This window comes from Nocardia sp. NPDC003979, assembly GCF_053605015.1.
The window spans coordinates 281,504-306,043 of the sequence record NZ_JBSGIJ010000006.1 but is presented as its reverse complement, the minus strand read 5'-3'; the positions used below and the strand labels follow the sequence as shown (position 1 = coordinate 306,043).

The following is a 24,540-nucleotide window of genomic DNA, read 5'->3' as shown; positions in this document are numbered from 1 at the left end:
GATTAGGTCGAGTGCTCGCCGGTCGGTGGTCGTACCGGTATGGTCGGCGTCTACGAAACGGAGCCGGACGTCGGCGTGTCCTCGAGCAACGCGCGCACCCGCTCGTACCGTCGCAGCCACCACCGCACCCGCTCGGCATCCGGATGCCGGTATCGATCCATCGCCACCGGATCGGGCTCCGGCGCACTGGTCGGCACCGTCAACCACCCGTCGACCGGGCGCAGCGAATCCGCGACCAGATCACCTTCGAACAGCGCGAGAGTGCCCAGCCCGCAGGCGAATTCGAGATCCGGCAGCGTCCCGGCCAGAGCGATCTGGGCTGCCAGCCCCACACTCGTCTCCAGTGCCGACGACACGACCGTCGGCAGTCCGGCGGCCTCGGCAACCGCGAGCGCCCGCCGCACCCCACCGAGCGGCGTGCATTTGAGCACCGCCACATCCGCCGCCCCCGCCACCGCGACGCGCAGCGGATCCTCCGCCCGCCGAATCGACTCGTCGGCCGCGATCGGCACCGAAACCCGCGCCCGTACCTCCGCGAGTTCCTCGATACTCCGGCACGGCTGCTCGACGTACTCCAATCCGCCCGCCGCCGAATCGATTTCCCGAATTCGCCGCACGGCTGTCTCGACATCCCACACCGCATTGGCATCGACCCGGACGGCGCCGGAATCCCCGAGCGCCGCCCGCACCGCCGCCACCCGCGCCAAGTCCTCGGCTAGCGAATCAGGATGATCGGCGACCTTCACCTTCGCTGTCGCGCATCCGGATTCACGGACGATTCGCGCCGCACGCTCGGGATCTACGGCAGGCACGATGCAATTCACCGGTACCCGCTCACGCACTGGCGCGGGCCACCCGATCGTCGCCTGCTCGACAGCGGTAGCCAACCACCCCGCCGCCTCCCGATCGTCGTACTCGGGGAACGCGCAGAACTCCCCCCACCCGTTTTCCCCCCGAATCAACATCCCCTCGCGCACGGTGATCCCCCGAAACCGCGTACGCAGCGGAATCGCATAAACGAAGGTCTCGAAGTCCACGTCGCCGATCGTAAAGGTTCACTTACCCGCGGCTGAGCCTCACAACCTTTCGATGATGGTCGCGTTGGCGAGCCCACCCGCCTCGCACATGGTCTGCAAGCCGTAACGGGCGCCACGCTGGTGCAGGGCATGGACCAGCGTTGTCATCAGGCGGGCCCCGGAGGCGCCGAGCGGGTGACCGATGGCGATGGCACCGCCGTTGACATTCACCTTGCTCAGGTCGGCGCCGGTTTCCTGCGCCCAGGCCAGGACGACGGGCGAGAACGCCTCGTTGATCTCGATCAGGTCGATGTCGGACAGGTCGAGGCCCGCCCGGCGCAGCACCTTCTCGGTCGCGGGGATCACCGCGGTGAGCATGAGCAACGGGTCGTCGCCCGCGACGGCGAAGCTGTGCAGCCGGGCGAGCGGGCGCAGGCCGAGCTGCTCGGCCCGCTCGCCCGACATGATGAGCACGGCCGAGCTGCCGTCGCTGACCTGGCTGGCGGAGGCGGCGGTGATCTCCCAGCCGATCTGCGGGAAGCGCGCCGCCATGGCCGGGTCGTAGTAGGCGGGCTTCAGCTTCGCCAGCGTTTCGAGTGTGGAGCCGACGCGGATGCCCTCGTCGGCGGTCAACCCGTTCAGTGGGGCGAGTTCGCCGGTGAAGAGCCCGTCTTTCGTTGCGCGGGCGGCCTTTTCGTGGCTGCTCAACGCGAACTCGTCGAGCTGGGTGCGGCTCAGCCCCCACTTGGCGGCGATCAGCTCGGCGCTGATGCCTTGGGGGACCAGGTCCTCCGGATACCGTTGCGCGAAGGCGACCCCGGACAGGTCGGCGGCCCCGAGCGCACTGGAACCCATCGGAACTCGCCCCATGGACTCGACGCCCGCCGCGACGACGATGTCGTACGCGCCCGCGATCACGCCCTGCGCGGCGAAATGGATGGCCTGCTGGCTGCTTCCGCACTGCCGGTCGACGGTGGTCGCCGGCACCGACTCGGGGTATCCGGCGGCCAGTGCGGCCCGCCGGGTCATGTTCACGCCCTGCTCGCCGACCTGGGTGACGATGCCGCCGATCACGTCGTCGACCAGTGCCGGGTCGATGCCGCTGCGCTCGATCACCGCGCGCAGGCTGTGCGCGAGCAGGTCGACGGGATGGACGTCGTGGAGTGCGCCGTCGGGTTTGCCCCGCCCGATGGGGGTGCGTACCGCTTCGACGATGACCGCGTCTCGCATGGGAGCCCTCTTCCCTCTGGCTATGTCAGACAATAGCCAGACTAGACGCTAACTATCATCTGCTCAAGTCAGAGAGGCGTATGATGTCGGCTATGGCAGCGGTGATGGAAGGACCCTTGGCCGATCTGAGCAGGTGGGAGACCGAAGGCTGTTCGATCGCCAGAGCCATGGAGCTCATCGGCACCCGCTCGGCCGTCCTCATCCTGCGCGAGGCCTACTACGGCACCACCCGCTTCGACGGCTTCGCCCGCCGCGTCGGCATCACCGACGCGGCGGCCGCGAGCCAGCTCCGCAAACTCACCGCGGCGGGAATCCTGGAAAAGCGCCCTTACCAGGAGGAAGGCAAGCGCACCCGGCACGAGTACGTCCTCACCCAGATGGGCAGGGACCTACTCCCGGTGGTCGTGGCGCTGTGGCAGTGGGGCGACACCTACCTCCAGCCGGGCCCGGCGCCACTGCTGCGCGTCGACACCGAAACCGGCGAGCCGGTGCGGGCTCGGCTCACCACCCCCACCGGTACTCCGGTCGAACTCGAACAGCTCAGCGTTCGCGTCAACCCGGACTACCTGCGTGCCCGCAAGAAGGCAGGCCGCCCACCGAACGACACCGGTGCCTGACATGCCGACCGCACCGATGATGCGGTCGGCATGTCAGGCCGTCGAGCGGCGGATCAGCGCAGCCGCCGACCGTTCTCCGCGCTGAAGAAGTAGAGGTTCGCCGGATCGGTGGTGAGCGAAAGCCGCTCGCCCTTGGCCGGTGGGTTACGCCAATCCACCCGCGCCACAAGGGTTTCCCCGGACGTGCCGCCGGCCCCGGTGGACAGTGCCCGGCCGTAGACGTAGGCGTCGGAACCCAGTTCCTCCACCACGTCCACTTCCATCTGCATCCCCTGACCGCCGACCTCGAGATGCTCGGGACGGATGCCGAGCACCACCGAACCCGCACCCGCGTCGACCACCGCGCGCGGCACCTGCACCGGGTAACCGCCGATGGTGACGGTGCCGTCGGTGACCGGCAGCGTGAACAGATTCATCGCCGGCGAGCCCATGAACCCGGCGACGAACACATTCGACGGGTCGCGGTACAGGTCGCGCGGCGACGCGCACTGCTGCAGCAGCCCGTCCTTGAGCACGGCGACACGGTCGCCCATGGTCATGGCCTCGACCTGGTCGTGGGTGACGTACACCGTCGTCGTCCCGAGCCGCCGCTGCAGCTGGGCGATCTGGGTGCGGGTCTGCACGCGCAGCTTGGCGTCGAGGTTCGACAGCGGCTCGTCCATCAGGAACACCTGCGGCTGCCGCACGATCGCGCGCCCCATCGCCACGCGCTGGCGCTGACCGCCCGAGAGCGCCTTGGGCTTGCGGTCCAGGTACTCGGTGAGGTCGAGCAATTCGGCTGCCGCGCGCACCCTTTCGTCGCGTTCGGCCTTGGACACCTTGGCCAGCTTGAGCGCGAAACCCATGTTCTCCGCGACCGACATGTGCGGGTACAGCGCGTAGTTCTGGAACACCATCGCGATGTCGCGATCCTTGGGTTCGGCGTGGGTCACGTCGTTGTCGCCGATCAGGATGCGCCCGCCGTTGACCTCCTCGAGGCCGGCGAGCATGCGCAGCGAGGTCGACTTGCCACAGCCGGAGGGCCCGACGAGAACGAGGAATTCGCCGTCGGCGATTTCGAGGTCGAGGGCGTCGACAGCGGGTTTGCCCGCGCCGGGGTAGAGCCGGGTGGCGCCTTCGAAGGTCACGGTAGCCATGCGTAGATCATTCTTCCCATCCCGGCAGGAACGTGCCGGACGATCCGAGAACAGGGTCGGCTCGGATCGTAGCGGCCCGGTGCTCCGGACGTGCTGCGGTAGCCTCGGTCCCGGAGCCCACCGAGTACCGAGGAGTGCGGTATGAGTCGTCCAGTTCGTATCGGAGTCCAGCTTCAGCCTCAGCACGCACCGGATTACGGGCTGATTCGTGACGCGGTGTTGCGGGCCGAGGACGCCGGGGTGGACATCGTCTTCAACTGGGATCATTTCTATCCGCTCACCGGTGATCCGGCGGGCGCGCATTTCGAATGCTGGACCATGCTCGGCGCGTGGGCCGAGCAGACCGAGCGGGTCGAGTTCGGTGCGCTGGTCACCGGCGGTGGCTACCGCAATCCCGATCTGCTCGCCGATATGGCGCGCACGGTCGACCGGATCAGCGGCGGCCGGTTGATCCTCGGCATCGGTGCGGGCTGGTTCCAGCGCGACTACACCGAATACGGGTACGACTTCGGTACGGCCGGTAGCAGGCTGAACCTGTTGAAGGACAACATGTCCCGGCTCACCGCCCGCCTGCGCGTGCTCAGCCCACCGCCGGTGCGTGATATCCCGATCCTCATCGGTGGCGGCGGGGAGCGCAAAACGCTGCGTCTGGTCGCCGAGTACGCCGACATCTGGCATTCCTTCGTCGACGTGGAGACGCTGGCGCACAAGAACAAGATCCTGGCCGAGCACGCGGCCGCCGTCGGGACCGACGAGAGCCGGATCGAACGGTCGGTGCAGTGGCAGGGCCGGGCGCAGGCCGAACAATTGCGCGCGGCGGGTGTGAGCCTGTTCACCATCGGCGTCTCCGGTCCCGACTACGACCTCGCCGAGGTGCGCCGCGCGATCGAGTGGCGCGACGAAGTGAACCCGGAATTACTCGAAGGCCTCGCTTAAAATCTTTGACCTGCCCGGATGCACCACACCAGGCGCGGGTGGCGAGTGGGGACCCGGGCGGGCATTAGGGTCTATCGGCATGGCAGGTGTGCGTGCTGTGCGAACCCGGGCGCGGATTGCCGCGCTGTTGCTCCTCGTCGGCGTAGCCGCGACCGGATGCGGTGGCTCCGGTGGCGAGACGTCGACGGGTGACCTGTGCTCGCCTCCCGGCCAGAGCGCGGCGGCGGCGGCGCCGACCAACCTCGCCTCCTCCGAGACGGCGGGCACCGACCGCTACACGACCCCGACCACGGTGCCGCTCGAATCGATCGATACCAGCAAGCTCGGCCTGCTCAGTCCGGGCAAGCTCAGCGTCGGCACCCTCTCGGACGCGCCGCCGAGCATCTGCGTGAACGGCCAGGGCACCTTCACCGGCTTCGACAACGAACTGCTGCGCGAGATCGGCGCGAAACTCGGCCTGCAGGTGGAGTTCTCGGGCACCGAGTTCGCCGGGCTGCTCGCCCAGGTGGCGGGCAAGCGCTTCGATGTCGGCTCGTCCAACATCACCACCACCGATGCCAGGCGCGAACTCGTCGGCTTCACCAACGGCTACGACTTCGGCTATTTCTCGCTGGTCGTGCCGCAGGGTTCGGCGATCAAGGGTTTCGGTGACCTGAACGCCGGTTCGCGGATCGCGGTGGTGCAGGGCACCGTGCAGGACGAGTTCGTGGTGAACCAGCTGCGCCTGGACCCGGTGAAGTTCCCCGACTACAACACCGCGTACGCGAATCTCAAATCCGGCCAGGTCGACGCCTGGGTCGCCCCGTCGGCGCAGGCCGAGGGCGCGATCAAACCGGGCGACGGAATCGTGGTGTCGGAGAACACCTTCAGCCTCGACAACTTCGTCGGCTACGCGGTCGCCAAGAACAACCAGCCGCTCATCGACGCCCTCAACGCGGGCTTGGACGCGGTGATCGCCGACGGCACCTACGCGCGCCTGTACGCCGACTGGGTACCGCGCGAGCTGCCACCGGGCTGGAAGCCGGGCTCCAAAGCCGCACCGGCGCCGGATCTTCCGGACTTCGCCGCCATCGCCGCGAGCAAGCAGCCAGGCGAAGCCGAAGTGGCACAGCAGAAATCGACCATTCAGCAGTTGAAGGACACCTTCTTCGACTGGTCGCTCTACACCAAGGCCTTCCCCGACCTCATCAAGACAGGTCTGCCGAATACGCTGATCCTGGCCGTGGTTTCGGGTGTCCTCGGCACCGTGCTGGGCATGCTGCTCGCGGTGATGGGTATCTCGCGCACCCGTTGGTTGCGCTGGCCCGCCCGCGTGTACACCGACATCTTCCGCGGCCTGCCCGCCGTGGTCATCATCCTGCTGATCGGGCTCGGAATCGGCCCGGTGGTTCGCAATGTCACCGGCGGCAACCCGTACTGGCTCGGCGCGGTGGCGTTGGCGCTGTTGGCAGCGGCGTACATCGGGGAGATCTTCCGCTCCGGTATCCAGTCGGTGGAGCCGGGTCAGCTCGAGGCGGCCCGCGCGATCGGGTTCGGGTACCGCCAGGCGATGACCCTTGTCGTGATCCCGCAGGGCGTGCGCCGGGTGCTGCCCGCGCTGATGAACCAGTTCATCGCCCTCATCAAGGATTCCTCGCTCATCTACTTCCTCGGGTTGCTCGCCTCCCAGCGCGAGCTGTTCGCCGTCGGCCGCGACCTCAACGCCCAGACCGGCAACCTGTCCCCGCTGGTCGCGGCGGGTCTGATGTACCTGGTGCTGACCATCCCGCTCACCCACCTGGTGAACTACATCGACCGCCGGATGCGCACCGGAAAACCGGTTCCCCCGGTCGATCCGCTAGAACAGGCCGTCATCACGGAAGGCCGGGGCGCATGACCGCCACGCCCGCCCGCGCTTGCGAAGGAGTTACAGCTCGATGAGTGCATCCCTGACCGGTACCGGCCTGCATCTGACGCTTGGCAACAACCACATCCTGCGCGGCGTCGACATCCACGTCGACGCGGGCCGGACCACCACCGTCATCGGGCCGTCCGGTTCCGGCAAGTCGACTCTGCTGCGGGTGCTCAACCGCCTGCACGAACCCGATTCCGGCGACATCCTGCTCGACGGCGAATCGGTGCTGCGCGAGAACCCCGACCGGTTGCGTCAGCGCATCGGCATGGTGTTCCAGCAGTTCAACCTGTTCCCGCACAAAACGGTCGCCGACAATATCGCCCTCGGGCCGCGCAAACTGCGCGGGCTCTCCGCTGAACAGGCGCGAGCACTCGCGGTGGAGCAACTCGAGATCGTCGGCCTGGCCGACAAGGCCGACGCGCGACCCGGATCGCTGTCGGGTGGGCAGCAGCAGCGCGTCGCCATCGCCCGCGCCCTCGCCATGAAACCGGAACTGATGTTCTTCGACGAGGCAACCTCCGCGCTCGATCCCGAGCTGGTGAAGGGAGTGCTCGCGCTCATGGCCGACCTCGCCGCCGGCGGCATGTCGATGATCGTGGTGACCCACGAGATGGGGTTCGCGCGCAGCGTCTCCGACAGCGTGGTGTTCATGGACCAGGGCCAGGTCGTGGAGACCGGCGCGCCCGCCGAACTGTTCGACGACGCCAAGACGCCGCGTCTGCGCCGCTTCCTCGATCAGGTCCTCTGACCAGCACGAAGGGCTCGCAGCAACGCATGCGCAACTGCTAATGTCGGAAGAGTTGCAAGCTCGATTCGATCCGGAGGAGAGCAGATGACCACCGCGCACGCCGAACATCCGCAGCACACCCACGTTCACGGCCCCACCTGCGGGCACGTCGCCGTCCCCCACCAGGACCACGTCGACTACGTCCACGACGGGCACTTACACCGCGAGCACGAGGGCCACTTCGACGAGTGCGAACCCTCGTCCCACGTCGCCTGCTCCAACCACGACCACGTCCACGGCCCCGGCTGCGGGCACGTCGCAGTCCCGCACAACGACCACGTCGACTACATCCACGACGGTCACCGCCACGCACCCCACGACGGGCACTACGACGACCACTGACCGCTCATGCCCCGGGCCCTTGGCAGGCCGTCGTGCCACTGGAGCTGGTGACCAGGCAGAAGCCGAGGACGAAGGGCAGCAGGAGCCACTGCGGGTCTTCGAGGATGTCGCTGAAAGCGAGGGCGGCTGAGCCGAGGACGTCGCCGTCGAGGCTGCCCGTCGCGGCCTGTGCAGGCTCGTCAATCGGTGACAGTGGCGAAGGCTGACCAGAGGAGCGGGGAGTTCTCAGGGGTCGGGGTGGTTTGCCATGCTGCGAGCTGGGTTCGTTGCCAGTCCAGGAGCGTCGTCACCGGGGTGGGGGAGTTGTGGGCGGTGTCGACGGCTCGGATGGCGGATTGGAGTGGGTGGCCGGTCGTCGCTGTGAGGGTGTGGAAGGCGTGGTCGGTGGGGAGTGGCCAGCGGGTGGCGGTCACCAGTTCGGCGCCTGCCGACAGGGCCGCGGTTGTCAGGCCGAGGGCCTCGGTGAAGCGCAGGTCGCCACCGCTTTCGCAGGCGATGAGCGCTACCCGGCTCGGCATCGGCCACAGGTCGCGGCCGGGGACCGGTGCGGGGTCGAGCGTGTAGGTGCCGAGCAGCAGGTCCTTGGCCGACAGCGGGCGATGTGAGCGGGTCGGCGCCGCGAAGCCGCGGGTGTCGGTGGTGCACGCCAGGTGCAGTTGCGCGTGCTCGCTTTCCCCGGACTCCGGTGCGGGCGCGGTGACATGGCCGACGTAGATCAGCCGGCTCGCGCCCGCGCGGAGTGCGTCGGACAGCCAGTCGCGGTCCAGATCAGTGCGCCGGAACAGTTCCACCGGATCGGCGACCGTGGGCACGATGCGGTCACTGTAGGTGCTGAAATGTTGCGCCACAATGGAATCCGCACTCGGGCGGCCGAGCACGGACCCGAGCTCGGAGTCCGCGCGGAAACCGGGAACTCGCGGATCCAGCACCGCCACCACCGGCAGGTCCCGAGTCTCGCTCCAGCGCCGCACCATTCGATCCGGCGCCCGAACCACCGACACCGGCGCCAGCAGGCTCACATCGGCGATATCGAGCAGCCGGATCGCCGGATCGGGCGCGATGATCTCCCACGGAACCTGGGCGAGCCGCGGCGAGGGCTGAATCCGCAGATGCGGCCGAATGCCCCGCTGCGACAGCTCGTACAGCTGCACCGCGAGCCCGTACGGCAGCAGCGCGCGTGACAACAATTGTGCCAGTGCGTTTTCCGCCTCGGGATCGACCAGTGCGCCCTCGGTCATCACCCGGCTCAACTCGTCCGGGCGACCAGGATCGGGCACCGCGGCGGCCAACTGCCGCAACACCGCACGCACATCGTCGCGCGGCAGCATCGCCACCCCGCGCGCCGAGGTGTCGTCGACCCACCGCCAGGACACATACACATCGCCCGCGTCGGCCATCCGGATCAGCGCGGTCGGTTGTTCCGTCACAGCGCGATCACCCGGTGGTCGCGGATCAGACGCCCATATCGCTGCTCGGCGTGGGAGATGTAGTCCGACAGCACGATTCGACCGCGATCAGAGAGGCGTGGTGGTGGGGCGACGCGGATTCCCGCTGCGGCGGCTACGTCGGCGAGGGCCGTACCCAGGTGTAGTGCGGGGGCCGAGTCGTCGGAAGCCGGTGGGTCGAGCAGCTCGAATTCGAGGGTGGCTGAGCGTGGTTCGATCACCGACTCGACATCGAGAGCTGTTCCCGCACAACGGCTGTCGACCAGGTCGGCAACCAATTGTCCGTCGCCGGTGCGGGCCGCGCACTGAAAGGCCAGTCGCATGGCTGGTTCGGCGACCGTGCGGTGCCAGTGCTCGCGCTGATTCCCGTTGGGCAGAGTGTGGCGAACCGCATCGATGGCCAGCGCGGCGGGGACCGCGAGGGTGAGCGCACGCGACAGTGTGACCGGATCAGGATGAGCGTCGGCCGCGATCGTTCGGTGCAGCAATTCGGCGTGCCAGTAGTCGAGCTGGGCGCAGTGCATTCCGAGACCGTGTTCGGCGTAGACCTCGAACGACATCGCGAGCAGTTCCTCCGCGAGGGCGAGGTCGTCCTCTGCGGCGGCGACGGTGGCCAGCCGCAACCGCACATCCGCCGCGTCGAGGACCGCACCGGCCTTGTCGAAACAGTCGAGCGCATGCCGATATCGGGCCCGCGCGGTATCGAAGTCACCCCTGCTTTCGGCCAGGTAGCCGTAGGTTTTAGCGCCTATACCCGCGCGATGCTCTAGCTCGGCGCACTCGAAGAATCGCTGGCTGGCTCCCAACGGTTCCTCGGCATCGTCGTAGCGGCCCGACCGCACGAACATGATGGCCAGGTTCTGCTGGGTTTCGGCCACGGCCGCGGCGTCGCCCGCCGCCTCGAACGCGGCCAGCGCCTGCTTCGCGAAGTCGACGGCCAGTTCACGTCGGCCGATCTCGAACGACGCGGCCGCCAGATTCATCAACGGATGACCGATCAGCTCGGGCGCCAACCGGCGGGTCACCTCGAGCGACTCGGCGGCGAGCTCATTGGCACGCGCCCACTGCTGACGGTGCAGTGCGACCGCTGTCAGCGAGAGCAGGCACGCCACCGGCAACAGGCCTTGGTCGGTGCCGTCGGCGAGCAGCGACCGGGCCTCTTCCAGCGTTTCCTGGGCGGAATCGAGCTCACCCAGATGCTGGTAGGCCTGCGAAAGATTGACCAGGGCGGCCGGTCGTTGATGAGCCACGTCGGTGGGCATCACGGCAAGCGCGGTCCGCATCAGACTCACCGACCGCCGATGTTCACCCAGCTCGTCGGCCATGCTCGCCGCATTGATCAGCGCCGCGCTGCGCAGTCGGGGCGGCGCGTCCTGCGCGGCGCGCTCGAAGATCTCCAGCGCCCCGAGCACGTCACCACGCTGGTAGGCCGCGTAACCCGCGGCGAGCTGGTCGTCGTCGCCGTCCGATGTTCTACCGGTCGCTGCCATCGCATCGGCTCCTTGTCGTCCGGGCGCGCTCGGTGATCCGTGCACGCATCAGAAGTCGTCATCGGATTCGGCGGCTGCGGATTCGGCGGCCAACAGCTGGTCACCCGCCTGTCCGGTGACTCGGTTGCGGGCGAAGTCGCGGATGCGCGCACGCATGGCCGACTCGTCGGGATATGTCGTCGCAGGGCCGACACCGGGGACGAAAACCGAGAGCGTGGTGAAGGTTTCGGCGCTCTCGGCCAGCTGTATCTCCGCCGACCAGCTGTCCGTCCGCCGATGCAGCTCGGCGGCGGCCTCGGTTCCGTTGTCTACCTCGAGGCGGACATGTGGGCGAAGGTGCTCGGGTACGTGGAGCGGGCAGTCCGGCGCAGCAACGACGGTGACCCGTGCCGTCGAAATTCCCGAGGACCGGGAGACCGTCCAGGACAGCGCATCGGCGCCGGCGTCGAGAATCCCGGGTGGGCATCGCCGCCAGTCCCAGTCACCGCTCCCATGTGCGACGATCAACCCGTCACCGGGCTGATTTCCACCTGCCGCCAGAGCGTAATCATCAGCGCGAGCGGAGGATTCGACAACAGGGCGGCCTCGCAGGGAGCTCGACTCGGGACTTGCGGTTCGACGAGAACTCAGCTCAGAGATCAACCCCTCGGCATCACCTGGAGTGAACTCGGGCAACTCCGAATCTGCGAGCGCTATTTCGCACATCTCGCTGAGCTGCCCGATCTCCTCGTCCAGTAAGAGACGGTCGAGAGCTGGAATACCGTCGACAGTCGACGCAGGCCACCATCGAGAAGCCCAGTGCGCGTAAGCAAGTCGACGCAAGGCGGCAACCAGCTCGGGCCGAACCGTTTCAGTGGCGATTTCGCCGTCCACCCCGTCGGCCACTGCGATCGCGACATTCTCCCCATAGACCGCCCACAGCCACTCCTGCGCGGCTTCGGGATCGTCGAGCACAGCAGCGGGCAGCCGCCGATCATCGAGCACGCTCCAACTGAGGTGCCCACCAACCACTTCGAGAACCATCGCATCCAAGGGAGCCAGGGTGTCGGTGACCAGCGGAGTTTCACCAGGAGTGATGGTCAGCAGACCATCGGAGCGACTGAGCCGAATCATCAACTGGCCCTCGCCTCCTCGACGTCGTCCATGGCCACGGTGAGCGCTTGCTTTACTCGCGTCCGATGGTCGAGCATGACCGACCGCGCGACCCCGTCGAGCAGATCCCACAGCTCGACCGGATCGAACACCGCCAGCTCCCGAACGTCACGTCCGTGCAACCGAACCCACAGCCTGCGCAGATAGGGCCGCCACGGTGTCTGCAGTTCGGCGGCGACCACCGCCAGCGGTCCGTTCACCGCCTCACCGAGGTGCACCGAGTAGCGCCGCGCTTGCAGGACGTACGCTTCCCGCCGCCAACGCGCGTTCACCACCGCGTGCGCCCGCGACCCGCGGCCGGGCTCGCCGGCGTCCGCCCACTGCCCCTTCGAGCCGTACTGGGCAGCCCCGCCATCCGTAGAACGTTCGCCACGAGCGCCGGACAACTCTGTCCCGACCAGGGCCCGCCTCAGAGGTGCCGCACCCAACGGTGAAAGCCCGAGGGCCAGTTCACAACCAGCCGCCGCTGTCACGCGAAGAGACTCGTCGAGCAATCCCCACGGCGAACAACTCCGGGTCACCTCGGTGCTCACCAACGTCGGCAGGTCGGGCAGATCGGTCCGGTCGATGCTGCCTTGCAGAACGGTGAAGACACGTTCGTAGATGCTCCGGTCGAAAGGGAGCGCGAGGGTGGCGGTCGAGGCGGTGGCGCCGACGGCGGGGCGTGGTGGGCACTCGTGCGCGGTCAGGCCCAGGTCGTCGGCACCGTACCTGGGATGCGGGCGCCACAGCGCGATGCCCCGGTGGGTGCCCACCTTGTCCTCGATCAGCTCGTCGAGCAGCGGGCCGGCGTCGGCGGGATCACCCTCGCGGGCCAGAGTGCTCGCGTCGAGTAGTTCGGTCAGCGCGGAGGCGAGGTCGCGCGCACCGGTGTTCACCAATGGTCTTGCGCGCCAAGCCGACTCGATGAGCGCTGTCAGCTCGGCAAGTCGGTTCGGTTCGGTCACAAGGTTTTTCAGCGCCGTCGTGGTGCGCCCGCCCGTTCCCTCGTGTACCTCGCGCAGCACCGCGGCGGCAAGCTCGCGGGCATCCGCTCCCGGTTCGCCGTGCAGAGTCGCCAGCTCGAAGCATCGCTGGAAGTAGAGATCCTGCGCGTTGCCCTCGGTGATCCGTAAGGCGCGCCGCGCCTGTTTGAGGACGGTGAACCAGCTCGCGCACGCCCGCAGCGCATCGGAACGCGCGAGTACCAGGGACGTCAGCAAGGTGACGCCGTCGGCGTCGAGAACGCTGCCCGCGCACAGCGGATGCTGCACCGGCCGGATGACCAGCGGGTCGAGGATCAGTTTCACGGTGCGCCGCAACGGCGCACCCTGTGGTCCGCTCAAGGCGTCGACACCGTCGAGCCCGCGCCACACCTCGTCGAGCACCATGGCGCGGGGTCTTCGCATTCGACCAGGGTAACCGCAGGTCAGCCGACTGTCCGAGAGAAAACTTGGGATCGGTAGGCGGCGCGGGATTTCTACCTTTCTCTCAACGGGTTCACCGACCCGCTCACACCGAGAGAGAACGGAAACACCATGAACACCAAGCTGATCGCCACCCTCGCCGCTGCCTCCGCCGCGACCGCCCTGTTCGTCACCGGCTGCAGCGACACCGGCAACTCCACCAGCACCCCGTCCAGCACCGCCGCCCCCGCGCCGGCCGCGGGCAAGTCCACCGCCACCGTCGACGGCAAGGAACTGACCGCGAAGTTCGACACCACCTGCGCCGAACAGGGCGGAACCCTGGCGCTCACCCTCACCGATACGGCCAACGCCACCTACGGCAGCCTCTCGGTGAGCGCGACGCTGGAAGGCGAAACGGTGCAGGCCGTCGCCATCGCGGGCAGCCAGGGCGGATCGAGCGGCATGCCGTACGCCGTGGGCTACGGCAACGGCCAGCCCGGCGGCTCGGCCACCCTCGCCAAGGACGGCAACACCTTCCGCGTCACCGGCGAGGGCGTCGGCGCCCCCGACATGACCAACCCGCTGGCCGGCCCGTCGACGGTGAAGTTCGACATCACCTTCGCCTGCTCCACCATCGTCGGCTGACCTGACCCCCTGATCGCGATCCGGTCGCATCCATCCCGAGGAGAATCATGAAATCCAAGCTGCGTGCGGCCGCGGTCGCCTTCGGAATCCTGGCCATCGGCTACTACCTCTACTACGGCCTCACCTACACGCCCGACGAATTCACCGGCTCCATGCTCGGCTGGGTCGGCCCGCAGATGGCGTTGCCCATCATCGCGCTGACGATCGTGCCGATGGTCTTCGCCTTCACCGGCGACGGCATCTTCGAGGCCTTCACCGGTCACAACAGCTCGGAGTTCCGCAGCGGTGAGATCGGTATCGGCACCATCACCTCGTTCCGCCAGACCGGGGTGTCGGTCAACGACCAGCCGCAGGTGCGGATCGAATTCCGCGTCGAAGGCGCCGACGGCAAGACCTTCGACTCCCACGCGAAGATGATCGTGCCGCTCACCGAACTGGCCCTGCTGCGTCCCGGCGTGGTCCTGCCGGTGCGATACCTGCCCGGCCGCACCGACAAGGTGGAGGTCGACCGCTCCGGCGACGCAGGCGCCGCCCAGCGCGCCATGAACGAATCGCTCATCCGCAAGGGCATCACCACCCGCGACAAGCTCGACATCGCCGAACGCGGCATCGCCGCCCAGGCGGTGGTCCGCAGCCTCGATGTGCCCGGTCGCATCCGTGGCGGCTACACCGAGGTGGTGCTCGGGCTGGTCGTCACCCGCCCCGACGGCAGCACCTTCCAGACCGGCGCCGAGAAGTACCTGCCACCGACCGCGATCGGATCGGTGCAGGTGGGACGCATCATCGGCGTCCACTACCTGCCCGGCGACGAACAGGAGGTGGTGATCTCACTGCCCATCAACGCCTGACCCACCCCCCACTCGGCGCGTGCTGCCCACGCGCCGAGTTTTGGTCGTGCGTTCACCTTCACGTTCCCGACGCCTCGCCTGCGCTGCCTACCGTGCCGGAAACCGCACTAATCAGGAGTAATCGTGAGTCTGAAACCGCTCGCCCTTTTCGTCACCCACGACGGTCAGTCGTCACGCTCGGCCATCACCTGCGAATACAAGTGTGGCAATGCCTGCTTCCACGAGGTCCCCAACACCTCCGACGGCGAGTACTTCGGTGACATCGTCGCCCGGCTGAATCGTCGCGGACTCATCAAGGGCGGTGCCGCGGCGGTGCTCGCCGTCGGCGCCGCGAGCATGCTCGCCGCCTGTGGCGACGACAGCTCCGAGACCGGTTCGACTGGTTCGCCCGGCACCGGCACCGGCTTCACGCCCGTCGCGCCGAACAAGGAAGACGCCGTCGTCGTCCCCGAGGGTTACGAGCAGTCGGTGCTGATCCGCTGGGGTGACGCGGTGATCGAGGGCGCGCCCGCCTTCGACTTCGAGAAGCAGACCCCGGCCGCCGCCGCTCAGCAGTTCGGCTACAACTGCGACTTCGCCGGCCTGCTGCCCATCGAGGGTGAGGCCGACAAGTACGTGCTCGTGGTGAGCCACGAGTACAGCACCGAGCCGATGATGTTCCGCGGCTACAACAAGGACGCGCCGACCCGCGAGCAGTTCGAGATCGCCCTCGCCTCGCACGGCCTGAGCGTTGTCGAGGTGCACGGGCAGGCCGGATCGGGTCAGCTGAAGCCGGTGTTCGGCAAGTACAACCGCCGCATCACCGCGACCACCGAGTTCGAGGTGCGTGGTCCGGCCGCCGGTAGCGCGCTGCTGAAGACCAAGGCCGACCCGACCGGCACCAAGGTGCTCGGCACCCTGAACAACTGTTCCGGTGGTGTAACCCCTTGGGGCACTGTGCTTTCCGGTGAAGAGAACTTCAACCAGTACTTCGGCAACGCCGAGAAGGTGACCGACGCCGACGTCGCCAAGAAGCTCAAGCGCTACGGCATCGAGGGCGGTGCGTCCGAGCGTCGCTGGGAGACCTTCGACCCGCGTTTCGACCTCACCCAGGAACTCAACGAGGTGAACCGGTTCGGTTACGTCGTGGAGGTGAACCCGTGGGATGCGTCCTCGGCGCCGGTGAAGCACACCGCGCTCGGCCGCTTCAAGCACGAGGCCGCCACCATCCACGTGACCGCCGACGGCAGCGTCGTCGCCTACAGCGGTGACGACGAGCGCTTCGACTACATGTACAAGTTCGTCTCCGCCAAGAAGGTGCAGCCGGGCGTCGGTGCGTCGAGCATGCGCCACAACATGACCATCCTCGACGAGGGCACCCTCTACGTCGCCAAGCTCACCGGCGACCACGCCGCCGAGATCGACGGTTCCGGCAAGGTCCCCACCGGCGGTTTCACCGGTAAGGGCGAGTGGATCCGCCTGCTCGAGACCGGTGCCGACGGCAAGGGCAAGTCGTTCGTCGACGGCATGTCGGCCGAAGAGGTCGCCGTGTTCACCCGCCTGGCCGGCGACAAGGTCGGCGCGACCAAGATGGACCGCCCCGAGGACTTCGAGACCAACCCGAAGACCGGCAAGGTGTACGTGGCGCTGACCAACAACACCAAGCGCGGCGAGGAAGGCAAGCCGGGCCCCGACGAGGCCAACCCGCGCAAGCTGAACAAGAACGGCCAGGTCCTCGAGCTCACCGACAACCACACCGGCACCGAGTTCACCTGGACGCTGCTGCTGGTCTGCGGTGACCCCGCCGCCGCCGACACCTACTTCAGCGGCTTCGACAAGTCCAAGGTCAGCCCCATCTCCTGCCCCGACAACCTGGCTTTCGACCCCTACGGCAACCTGTGGATCTCCACCGACGGCAACGCCCTGAAGTCCAACGACGGCCTGTTCGCAGTGGTCCTCGACGGCCCCAACCGCGGTGAGACCAAGCAGTTCCTCACCGTCCCCCGCGGCGGCGAGACCTGCGGCCCGATCATCACCGAGAAGCAGGTCATCGTCTCCGTCCAGCACCCCGGCGAGTCCGACGACGCCACGGTCGACAAGCCCCTGTCGAACTGGCCCGACGGCGGCACCACCCAACCCCGCCCGTCGGTCGCGGTGGTCTGGAAGAAGAACGGCGGTCGCATCGGCGTCTAACCCCCGCCGACACCCGATCTGCTGACGAAGCCGCTACCCGACTGGGCGGGTAGCGGCTTTGTCATGTCCGGTAGATATCGCGCCGATGATTCACATCGACCACGGTGACAAGCTTGCGCTTGTCGTCCACGCGGTAGATCACTCGGTAGGTGCCACGTCGGGCGCAGAAGCGGTCGTCCAGCGGCGGCTGGAGCCGTTTTCCCACCCGGTAAGGATTGTCGATCAGCGGTCCGGTCATGAATTCGTAGGCGGCGATCGCCACATTCTCGGGGAGTTTTTCGGTCAGCATCCGCCGGACCGTCGGCGTCGTCTCGAGCGCGTATTCGCTCACGCGCTGCGGTGTGACATCGCGCGTCGCACCGCCATCGCCTCGGCCAGCTCATCGGCGGTGACGGTCTCGCCACGCGCCAGCTCGGCATCGGAGGAGATTAGCCGACCGACCGTTTCCGGGTCGGACAGAATCTCGATCGTTTCCTCCATCGACGCGAGGTCGTCGACGGCCATCAACACTGCTGCAGGCTCGCCGTGCACAGTGATCGTCACCCGTTCGTGCTGGCCGCGAACCCGAGCGACCAGCTCCGAGAGCGTTGCTTTCGCTTCAGCCAGCTTCATAGTCACAAGTATGACCATAAACCGCGTCGATGCAAGCTAGCCCAGCCAGTCGAGGACCGAGGCGGCCGTCCAGGACTGTTGCATGCTGCCGAGCGGGGCGCCGGTGAAGGGTTCGTAGTACTCGGCGAAGCTGCCGTCGGCGGCTTGGCGGAGGCCTTCGGCGCGCAGGAGGTAGGCGCGTTCGGCCCAGCCTCGGCGGGCGAACGCCCAGGAGAACAGCCAGCTCATGACCGGCCAGACGGGGCCGCGCCAGTATTCGCGGGGGCGGAAGTCCTTGGCGACGGGGGACGTCGACGGTGGCAGGGCGTAGCGCAGGTCGGGGTGGCCGCAGAAGCGTGGGCCCTCGAAGGTGTTGAGCAGGGCGCGTTCGGCGGGCCGGGACAGGCCGCCTGAGATCAGCGGCGCGAACATGGCCAGCGTCTCGGTGTTGATCCACCGGCCCAATCGCACGTCGTAATCCTTTGCGGCACCGGTCCGTTCGTCGGCCGTGGCCGCCACGCCCTTGCGGAAGCGGGCCGCCCAACCGTGCAGTTCACGCACATCGGAATGCGGTTGCTTGTACTCCTCGCCGATATCGGCGAGCACCTCGCAGGCCAGTGCGAAGATCGCGGAGACGAACACGTCCTCCACGGCGAAACTCATCACCGAGGTGAGCTGGAAGTCGTCGTAGTTGGCGCGCCGCATCTGTTCGACCAGCCACAGGTACCGGTCGTATTCACGGTCGCTCGGCCGCTGGGTCGGGTCGGAGATGATGGCCGTGTCGGCTCGGTGATACGGCGGAAGATCAACGCCGGGAACGACATTGGCGTAGGCGCGGTCCCAGCGCGGCGAGTTGTCCATGCCGGATTCCCACCCGTGGTACAGCGTGATCCGGCCGTTCTCCTTGGGGTCGCGCGCATGGGCGAGCCACCGGTGCCAGCGCACCAGATCCGGCCACCGCCGATTCAGGAACTCCTGCGCCACCGCCCGCGTGGAACGCCCGTGCCTGCGCGAATGGTCGAGAATGCGCTGCACGGCGATGGCGTGCACCGGCGGCTGGGTGATGCCGGAGGTGTCGGGCCCTTCGGGGGCGTTGGCGGCCAGCCTGCGGCACTCCCAACGCGCGGGCCCGGGGAAATACCCGTCGACACCGTTGGCGAACACGATGTGCGGGATCATCCCGTTCTTCCACTGTGCCGACAGCAGCGTGTCGAGTTCGACGACCGCCCGCTCCACGCTCAACGGTGCGAGCCCGACCGCGACGAACGCCGCGTCCCAGCTCCACATGTGCGGATACAGGCGCGGCGCGGCACTGGTCATGGTGCCCAGGTCGTTGCCGCGCAGAAGGTAGGCGGCGCGTGCCGCGAGCTGCGTTGGCGTGAAACCCGGGTCGGTCATCTCCCTATTCTGCGGCGGAGCAGCACCGATGGCATCCCGACATGACTGTGACGATCAGTACCCGGTCTCGCGGGTGACATTCTGCGACGCCGTGCCGACCGAGCTGAGCATGGTGGTGATGCACAACCCGAGCACCAGGTTGATGACCGCCGTCGCGATCTTGGCCTCGATATCGGCGACGAAGGTGAACGGCAGGATCACCGCCACAGCCGTGAGCAACAGGCAGATCCAGGTGAAGAACGTCATCGGACTCGGCATCGCCAGCAGCAGCACCATCAGCAGCGCGGTGGCCAGCAGGGCGGCACCCGCGGCGGCGACGGCATACGACGTGGTGGAGACGGTGCCGTAGGCGCCCGCACCTTCCGGGGAGAGGATCGCGATGCCGAGCACACCGCGCACGAGCATGATCGCGACGACCGCGAGCAGCGCGGCGACGACGGCCGTCCCGATGCCGCCCGCCCACAGCTTGCCCACATTCACCTTGGGCTCCTGGGGTTCGCCCGGCTGCGGGGCGTACTGGCCCTGGCCGTAGTGCGGCTGGCCCTGCTGCTGCGGATACTGCGGGTCCGAGGGTCCGTAGTTGTACCGGGGATCGGTCATAGTGCGACGGTACTAGTGCACGCCGACATCCGCCCGAGGAACGCACAGGGTGTCGGTGTCCATGCGCCGGATTAGCGTGGGACCTATGACGGTGACAAGTACTCCCGCCCCGATTGCCCTCATCACCGGCGCGAGCCGCGGTCTCGGCGCCGCCATCGCGCGCGACCTCGCCCCGGCCTACGATCTACTGCTCGGCGCCCGCTCCGCCGACGCGCTCACGCCGATCCTGGACGAGCTGCCGGGTGCGACCGGTTGGCCGGTGCCGCTCACCGACTATCCGGCTGTCGCCGAGGCCGCCGCACGCATCGAGCGACTCGACGTGCTCGTACACAACGCGGGCATCGCCGACCTCGGCACCGTCGCCGAATCCTCGCTCGACCAGTGGCGCAACACCCTCGAGGTGAATCTGATCGCCGTCGCCGAACTCACCAGGTTGCTGCTTCCCGCGTTGCGCGCCGCGAACGGGCATGTGGTGCTGATCAATTCGGGCGCGGGGCTGCGGGCCAACGCGGGGTGGGGTTCGTACGCGGCGAGCAAGTTCGGGTTGCGGGCCTTCGCGGACGCATTGCGGCTGGAGGAGCCGCAGTTGCGCGTCACCTCGGTATTCCCCGGTCGCATCGATACGGATATGCAGCAGGCGATCGTGGTCGAGGAGGGGCGGGAGTATCGGCCGGAGGAGTTCCTGACCGCTGAAACGGTGGCGCGGGCGGTGCGAAACGCCGTCGACACACCGCGCGACGCGCATCCGACGGAGATCGTTCTTCGCCCTCGCTGAGACATTGGCGGCTGGCGCCGCGGTTCCCGGCGCTTGACTCCGCCTCTTCCGCTCCCTCCAGGCACTCCTTCGTCGCGCCCTCCAGTCGCTCCCGAGGTGGAGGCGCGCCGAGAACAGGTCAGGCCTGCTGAGCATGGGTGTTCGTCCAAATGTGCTCCCTGGTTCTTCTGCTCGAGGGAATCTCGGGTTACGGTCCGCTGAGCTGTGCCGATGTGGTCGTGAGGAGGAGTGGATGGACAGACGTCGAATGCTGACCTTGCTCGCCGCGGGGACGGTCGGGGCACTGGCCGGTTGCGCCAGCGCTGGCGGCGAGACCGCCCCTGTCGGTGAGGCGGTCGTGCCGGTCCCACCGCCGCCCGCACCGACGCCGAAGCAACCGGTGCTGCCTCCGCCGCCGGGTGGTCCGAAGTCGATCATCGGCGCCGAGACGATCACCGCCCTGCCCGGTCAGGGCTCGAGCATGGCCCTCACCGTCGACGACGGCGCGAGCCCGGAGGTGGTCGGCGCCTACATCAAGTGGGCCCAGGACACCGGCGCCCGCTTCACCTTCTTCGTCACCGGTTCGTTCGAGGCCTGGACCATCCACCGCGATGCCCTGCGCCCGTTGGTCGACTCGGGTCAGATCCAGCTCGGCAACCACACCTGGAGCCACGAGGCACTCACCAAGATCGGTGCCGACGGGGTCGTCGGCCAGCTGAGCCGTACGAAAACCTTCCTGCGCAACAACTTCGGTGTCGACGGCACCCCGTTCTATCGGCCGCCCTTCGGCTACCACAACGCCACGGTCGACAAGATCGCCGCCGACCTCGGTTACACCGTGCCGACCATGTGGTACGGCTCCCTGTCCGACTCCGGTCTCATCACCGAGGAATACCTGATGGAATGCGCCCGAAAGTATTTCGCCGCGCAGACCATCATCATCGGCCACGCCAACTTCCCGCCGGTCACCCACTGCTACGGACAACTCGTCGACATCATCCGCGAGCGCAACCTGTCGCTCGTCACGCTGAACGACGTCCTGGAAGTCCGCAGCTGATGGTCGTGTTCCGGTGGACGTGGTTTCGCACGAACATGGGTAACTCGCCGGGTACGGACTAACCCGCCACTGCACAAGAGCTTGCCGCGTCCCCAACTCTCCCCGGGCCCGAGTCTGGCCAAAGACCCGGGGAGGCGGTCACAGTACGATGTTGACCATCTTGCCCGGCACGACGATCACCTTGCGCGGTGCGGCTCCCTCGAGCAGTGTTACCACCTTCTCATCGGCCAGCGCTGCCGCCTCGATCGCGGCCGGGTCGGCGTCGGCGGGCACCTGGATCCGGCTGCGCACCTTGCCCTTCACCTGAATCGGGTACTCCACCGAATCAGCGACGAGCAGCGCCGGATCGGCGGTCGGGAAGGGGCCGTGGGCCAGGGAAGTGTTGTGGCCCAGCCGTTCCCACAGTTCCTCGGCGATGTGCGGCGCCAGCGGAGCGAGCATCAGGACCAGAGGTTCCACGGCTGCGCGCGGTGCGCCGTCGGGGTAGTTCTTGGTCAGGTGGTTGGTCAGCTCGATCAGCTTCGCGCCCGCCGTGTTGTCGCGCAGGGCGGCCAGATCCTCGTCGACACCGGCGATGGTGCGGTGCACCAGGCGCAGCGTCTCGTCGGACGGTGCCGCATCGGTGGCCTTCACCGCGCCGGTCTCCTCGTCGACCACCAGTCGCCACACCCGCTGCAGGAAGCGGTGTGCGCCGACGACGTCCTTGGTCGCCCACGGACGCGAGGTGTCCAGCGGTCCCATCGACATCTCGTAGAACCGGAAGGTGTCGGCGCCGTACAGATCGCACATCTCGTCGGGCGAGATGGCGTTCTTCAGCGACTTGCCGATCTTGCCGTATTCCTGGGAAACCTCGATCTCGACACCGTCGGGACCGGTCCAGAAGAACTTCGAGTCACGCTCCACCACCTCGGCGGCCGGCACGTACGCACCACGCTCGTCGGTGTAGGCGTAGCCCTGCACGTAACCCTGGTTGTACAGGCGGCGGTAGGGCTCGCTGCCCGACACATCGCCCAGGTCGAACAGCACTTTTTGCCAGAACCGCGCGTAGAGCAGGTGCAGCACCGCGTGCTCCACACCGCCGACGTACAGGTCGACACCACCCGGGTCGTTCGGCCCGTGCTTGTCGGTGCGCGGGCCGAGCCAGTACTTCTCGTTCTCCTCGGCGCAGAACGTCTCGGTATTGGTCGGGTCGGCATAGCGCAGCTGGTACCAGGAGCTACCCGCCCAGTTGGGCATGACATTGGTGTCGCGGCGGTACCGCTTGGGGCCGTCGCCCAGGTCGAGCTCCACGTTCACCCAGTCGGTGGCCTTGGCCAGCGGCGGGGACGGCTCGGAGTTCGCGTCGTCGGGATCGAAGGTGACCGGCGCGAAGTCTTCCATCTCCGGAAGTTCCACGGGCAGCATGGATTCCGGCAGGGCGTGTGCGACACCGTCGGCGTCGTAGACGATGGGGAACGGCTCACCCCAGTACCGCTGACGGGCGAACAGCCAGTCGCGCAGCTTGTACTGGATCTTCCCGGTGCCGTGGCCCTCCGTTTCGAGGTGGCCGATCATGGCCGCCTTCGCCTCGTCGACCGAAAGTCCGTTCAGGAAGCCGGAATTCACCAGCTCACCCTCACCCGACCAGGCCGCCTCGGTGATGTCGCCGCCGGAGATGACCTCGACGATCGGCAGGCCGAGGGTGGAGGCGAAATCCCAGTCGCGCTGGTCGTGGCCGGGTACCGCCATGATGGCGCCGGTGCCGTAGCCGCTCAGCACGTAGTCGGCGATGAAGATCGGCACCTGGCTGCCGTCGGCGGGGTTGGTGGCGTAGGAGCCGAGGAAGACGCCGGTCTTCTCCTTGTTCTCCTGCCGCTCCAGATCCGACTTGGCCGCGATCGACTTGCGGTACGCCGCAACGGCTTCCGCCGGGGTGGCGCTGTCGTTGGTCCAGCGGGTGTCGGTGTCGGCGGGCCAGGCGGCGGCGGTCAGCTTGTCGACCAGCTCGTGTTCCGGCGCGAGCACCACATAGGTAGCGCCGAACAGGGTGTCGGGCCGGGTGGTGAAGACCTCGATGGTCTCGCCTTCGGGTGCGTCGAAACGCACCTGCGCGCCGCGCGAACGCCCGATCCAGTTGCGCTGCATGGACTTCACGTTGTCGGGCCAGTCCAGCTCGTCCAGGTCGTCGACGAGGCGGTCGGCGTAGGCGGTGATCCGCATCATCCACTGCCACATGCGCTTACGGAACACGGGGAAGTTGCCGCGTTCGCTTCGCCCGTCGGCGGTGACCTCTTCGTTGGACAGCACCGTGCCGAGGCCCGGGCACCAGTTGACGATCGAATCCGACTGGTAGACCAGGCGATACGAGTCGAGCAGGGCCGCACGCTCGGTGGCGCTCAGCGATGCCCAGTCGCCCTCGGGCACCGGACGCGCACCGCCGGCGAACTGCTCTTCCAACTCGGCGATCGGCCGGGCACGACCGGCCTCCTGGTCGTACCAGGCGTTGTAGATGCGCAGGAAGATCCACTGCGTCCACCGGTAGTACTCGGGATCGGTGGTGGCGAAGGAGCGACGCGGGTCGTGACCGAGGCCGAGCCGGTCGAGCTGACGCTGCATCGTCGCGATGTTCGATTCGGTGGTGACGCGCGGGTGCGCACCGGTCTGCACGGCGTACTGCTCGGCGGGCAGGCCGAAGGCGTCGTAGCCGAGCGCGTGCAGCACATTGCGCCCGCGCATGCGGTGGTAGCGGCCGAACACGTCGGTGGCGATGTAGCCGAGCGGGTGGCCCACGTGCAGGCCCGCGCCCGACGGGAACGGGAACATGTCCTGGATGAACAGCTTGTCGTCGGGGGTGTCGCCCGCGAGCGGCCCGACCGGGTTGGGCGCGTTGAAGGTGCCGCGTTCGGCCCAGTTGCGCTGCCAGCGCTGTTCGATCCGCCCCGCCAGCTCGGCGTTGTACCGGTGCTGAGGTACGTCACTCTCGGTCGCACGAGTGTCCTGCACGGTCCCGCCTTCTTGTTCTCGCCGATCAGGGGTAAACATCGTCTAACAGGGTAGAACGTCGTA

Annotated in this window: 22 protein-coding genes; 10 read left to right on the top strand and 12 right to left on the bottom strand. The window is 67.7% G+C overall.

Going from position 1 to position 24,540, the window contains the following annotated elements:
- Nucleotides 1-50: 50 nt before the first annotated feature.
- Entirely contained in the window at nucleotides 51-1,037 is a 987-nt protein-coding gene (locus tag ACWEVR_RS16365) for an o-succinylbenzoate synthase (protein WP_452467585.1), read from the bottom strand.
- A gap of 39 nt (nucleotides 1,038-1,076) precedes the next feature.
- Complete coding sequence (locus tag ACWEVR_RS16360; protein WP_452467584.1) at nucleotides 1,077-2,246, bottom strand: thiolase family protein; 1,170 nt, start codon at nucleotides 2,244-2,246, stop codon at nucleotides 1,077-1,079.
- A 92-nt stretch (nucleotides 2,247-2,338) separates the two neighbouring features.
- On the opposite strand from ACWEVR_RS16360, the gene ACWEVR_RS16355 reads away from it, so the two are divergent.
- Nucleotides 2,339-2,863: a winged helix-turn-helix transcriptional regulator gene (locus tag ACWEVR_RS16355; RefSeq protein WP_452467583.1), complete on the top strand. Its 525-nt coding sequence runs from the start codon at nucleotides 2,339-2,341 to the stop codon at nucleotides 2,861-2,863.
- A 53-nt stretch (nucleotides 2,864-2,916) separates the two neighbouring features.
- Here the strand turns inward: ACWEVR_RS16355 and ACWEVR_RS16350 are convergent, their stop codons facing one another.
- Nucleotides 2,917-3,999, bottom strand: coding sequence for an ABC transporter ATP-binding protein (locus ACWEVR_RS16350; RefSeq protein WP_452467582.1), 1,083 nt, complete (start codon nucleotides 3,997-3,999; stop codon nucleotides 2,917-2,919).
- Between the two features lie 141 nt (nucleotides 4,000-4,140).
- On the opposite strand from ACWEVR_RS16350, the gene ACWEVR_RS16345 reads away from it, so the two are divergent.
- The 4 genes from ACWEVR_RS16345 (at nucleotide 4,141) to ACWEVR_RS16330 (ending at nucleotide 7,958) form a co-directional block, all read left to right on the top strand.
- Nucleotides 4,141-4,935, top strand: a complete 795-nt coding sequence (locus ACWEVR_RS16345; RefSeq protein WP_452467581.1) for an LLM class F420-dependent oxidoreductase — start codon at nucleotides 4,141-4,143, stop codon at nucleotides 4,933-4,935.
- A gap of 79 nt (nucleotides 4,936-5,014) precedes the next feature.
- Nucleotides 5,015-6,811, top strand: a complete 1,797-nt coding sequence (locus tag ACWEVR_RS16340) for an ABC transporter substrate-binding protein/permease (RefSeq protein WP_452467580.1) — start codon at nucleotides 5,015-5,017, stop codon at nucleotides 6,809-6,811.
- Nucleotides 6,812-6,851: 40 nt separating this feature from the next.
- On the top strand, nucleotides 6,852-7,577 hold the full coding sequence (locus ACWEVR_RS16335) for an amino acid ABC transporter ATP-binding protein (RefSeq protein ID WP_357150704.1): 726 nt from the start codon (nucleotides 6,852-6,854) through the stop codon (nucleotides 7,575-7,577).
- An 84-nt stretch (nucleotides 7,578-7,661) separates the two neighbouring features.
- Entirely contained in the window at nucleotides 7,662-7,958 is a 297-nt protein-coding gene (locus tag ACWEVR_RS16330) for a hypothetical protein (protein WP_067497651.1), read from the top strand.
- Between the two features lie 179 nt (nucleotides 7,959-8,137).
- On the opposite strand, the gene ACWEVR_RS16325 is transcribed toward ACWEVR_RS16330, so the two are convergent.
- From ACWEVR_RS16325 to ACWEVR_RS16310, 4 genes are read right to left on the bottom strand one after another with little or no spacing between them, the layout of a single operon-like run.
- Nucleotides 8,138-9,355: a CHAT domain-containing protein gene (locus tag ACWEVR_RS16325; RefSeq protein WP_452467633.1), complete on the bottom strand. Its 1,218-nt coding sequence runs from the start codon at nucleotides 9,353-9,355 to the stop codon at nucleotides 8,138-8,140.
- 26 nt (nucleotides 9,356-9,381) lie between these two features.
- A complete protein-coding gene (locus ACWEVR_RS16320) occupies nucleotides 9,382-10,893 on the bottom strand; it encodes a tetratricopeptide repeat protein (RefSeq protein WP_452467579.1) in 1,512 nt (503 codons plus the stop codon).
- 48 nt (nucleotides 10,894-10,941) lie between these two features.
- Nucleotides 10,942-12,006: a hypothetical protein gene (locus ACWEVR_RS16315; protein ID WP_452467578.1), complete on the bottom strand. Its 1,065-nt coding sequence runs from the start codon at nucleotides 12,004-12,006 to the stop codon at nucleotides 10,942-10,944.
- Nucleotides 12,006-13,433: a hypothetical protein gene (locus ACWEVR_RS16310; protein ID WP_452467577.1), complete on the bottom strand. Its 1,428-nt coding sequence runs from the start codon at nucleotides 13,431-13,433 to the stop codon at nucleotides 12,006-12,008. The genes ACWEVR_RS16315 and ACWEVR_RS16310 overlap by 1 nt, the downstream gene beginning before the upstream one ends.
- Nucleotides 13,434-13,562: 129 nt before the next feature.
- Here ACWEVR_RS16310 and ACWEVR_RS16305 point away from each other — a divergent pair, with 129 nt between their 5' ends.
- The 3 genes from ACWEVR_RS16305 (at nucleotide 13,563) to ACWEVR_RS16295 (ending at nucleotide 17,095) form a co-directional block, all read left to right on the top strand.
- Nucleotides 13,563-14,075 carry a lipoprotein LpqH gene (locus ACWEVR_RS16305; RefSeq protein ID WP_452467576.1) on the top strand — a complete coding sequence of 171 codons (513 nt, stop codon included), beginning with the start codon at nucleotides 13,563-13,565 and terminating at the stop codon, nucleotides 14,073-14,075.
- Between the two features lie 47 nt (nucleotides 14,076-14,122).
- A complete protein-coding gene (locus ACWEVR_RS16300; protein WP_452467575.1) occupies nucleotides 14,123-14,923 on the top strand; it encodes a hypothetical protein in 801 nt (266 codons plus the stop codon).
- Nucleotides 14,924-15,046: 123 nt separating this feature from the next.
- Nucleotides 15,047-17,095, top strand: coding sequence for a PhoX family protein (locus ACWEVR_RS16295; protein WP_452467574.1), 2,049 nt, complete (start codon nucleotides 15,047-15,049; stop codon nucleotides 17,093-17,095).
- A 61-nt stretch (nucleotides 17,096-17,156) separates the two neighbouring features.
- On the opposite strand, the gene ACWEVR_RS16290 is transcribed toward ACWEVR_RS16295, so the two are convergent.
- From ACWEVR_RS16290 to ACWEVR_RS16275, 4 genes are read right to left on the bottom strand one after another with little or no spacing between them, the layout of a single operon-like run.
- Entirely contained in the window at nucleotides 17,157-17,426 is a 270-nt protein-coding gene (locus ACWEVR_RS16290) for a type II toxin-antitoxin system RelE family toxin (RefSeq protein ID WP_452467573.1), read from the bottom strand.
- Nucleotides 17,423-17,707, bottom strand: coding sequence for a type II toxin-antitoxin system Phd/YefM family antitoxin (locus ACWEVR_RS16285; RefSeq protein ID WP_452467572.1), 285 nt, complete (start codon nucleotides 17,705-17,707; stop codon nucleotides 17,423-17,425). The genes ACWEVR_RS16290 and ACWEVR_RS16285 overlap by 4 nt, the downstream gene beginning before the upstream one ends.
- 36 nt (nucleotides 17,708-17,743) lie before the next feature.
- A complete protein-coding gene (gene ggh / locus ACWEVR_RS16280; RefSeq protein WP_452467571.1) occupies nucleotides 17,744-19,084 on the bottom strand; it encodes a glucosylglycerate hydrolase in 1,341 nt (446 codons plus the stop codon).
- Between the two features lie 54 nt (nucleotides 19,085-19,138).
- Nucleotides 19,139-19,684: a DUF6069 family protein gene (locus ACWEVR_RS16275; protein WP_067497675.1), complete on the bottom strand. Its 546-nt coding sequence runs from the start codon at nucleotides 19,682-19,684 to the stop codon at nucleotides 19,139-19,141.
- Between the two features lie 85 nt (nucleotides 19,685-19,769).
- Here ACWEVR_RS16275 and ACWEVR_RS16270 point away from each other — a divergent pair, with 85 nt between their 5' ends.
- The gene (locus ACWEVR_RS16270) at nucleotides 19,770-20,459 is read left to right on the top strand and encodes an SDR family oxidoreductase (RefSeq protein ID WP_452467570.1); all 690 of its coding nucleotides are present in this window, start codon (nucleotides 19,770-19,772) and stop codon (nucleotides 20,457-20,459) included.
- A gap of 232 nt (nucleotides 20,460-20,691) precedes the next feature.
- A complete protein-coding gene (locus tag ACWEVR_RS16265; protein WP_452467569.1) occupies nucleotides 20,692-21,495 on the top strand; it encodes a polysaccharide deacetylase family protein in 804 nt (267 codons plus the stop codon).
- 138 nt (nucleotides 21,496-21,633) lie between these two features.
- Here the strand turns inward: ACWEVR_RS16265 and leuS are convergent, their stop codons facing one another.
- Nucleotides 21,634-24,477, bottom strand: coding sequence for a leucine--tRNA ligase (gene leuS, locus ACWEVR_RS16260; RefSeq protein ID WP_452467568.1), 2,844 nt, complete (start codon nucleotides 24,475-24,477; stop codon nucleotides 21,634-21,636).
- Nucleotides 24,478-24,540 lie beyond the last annotated feature (63 nt).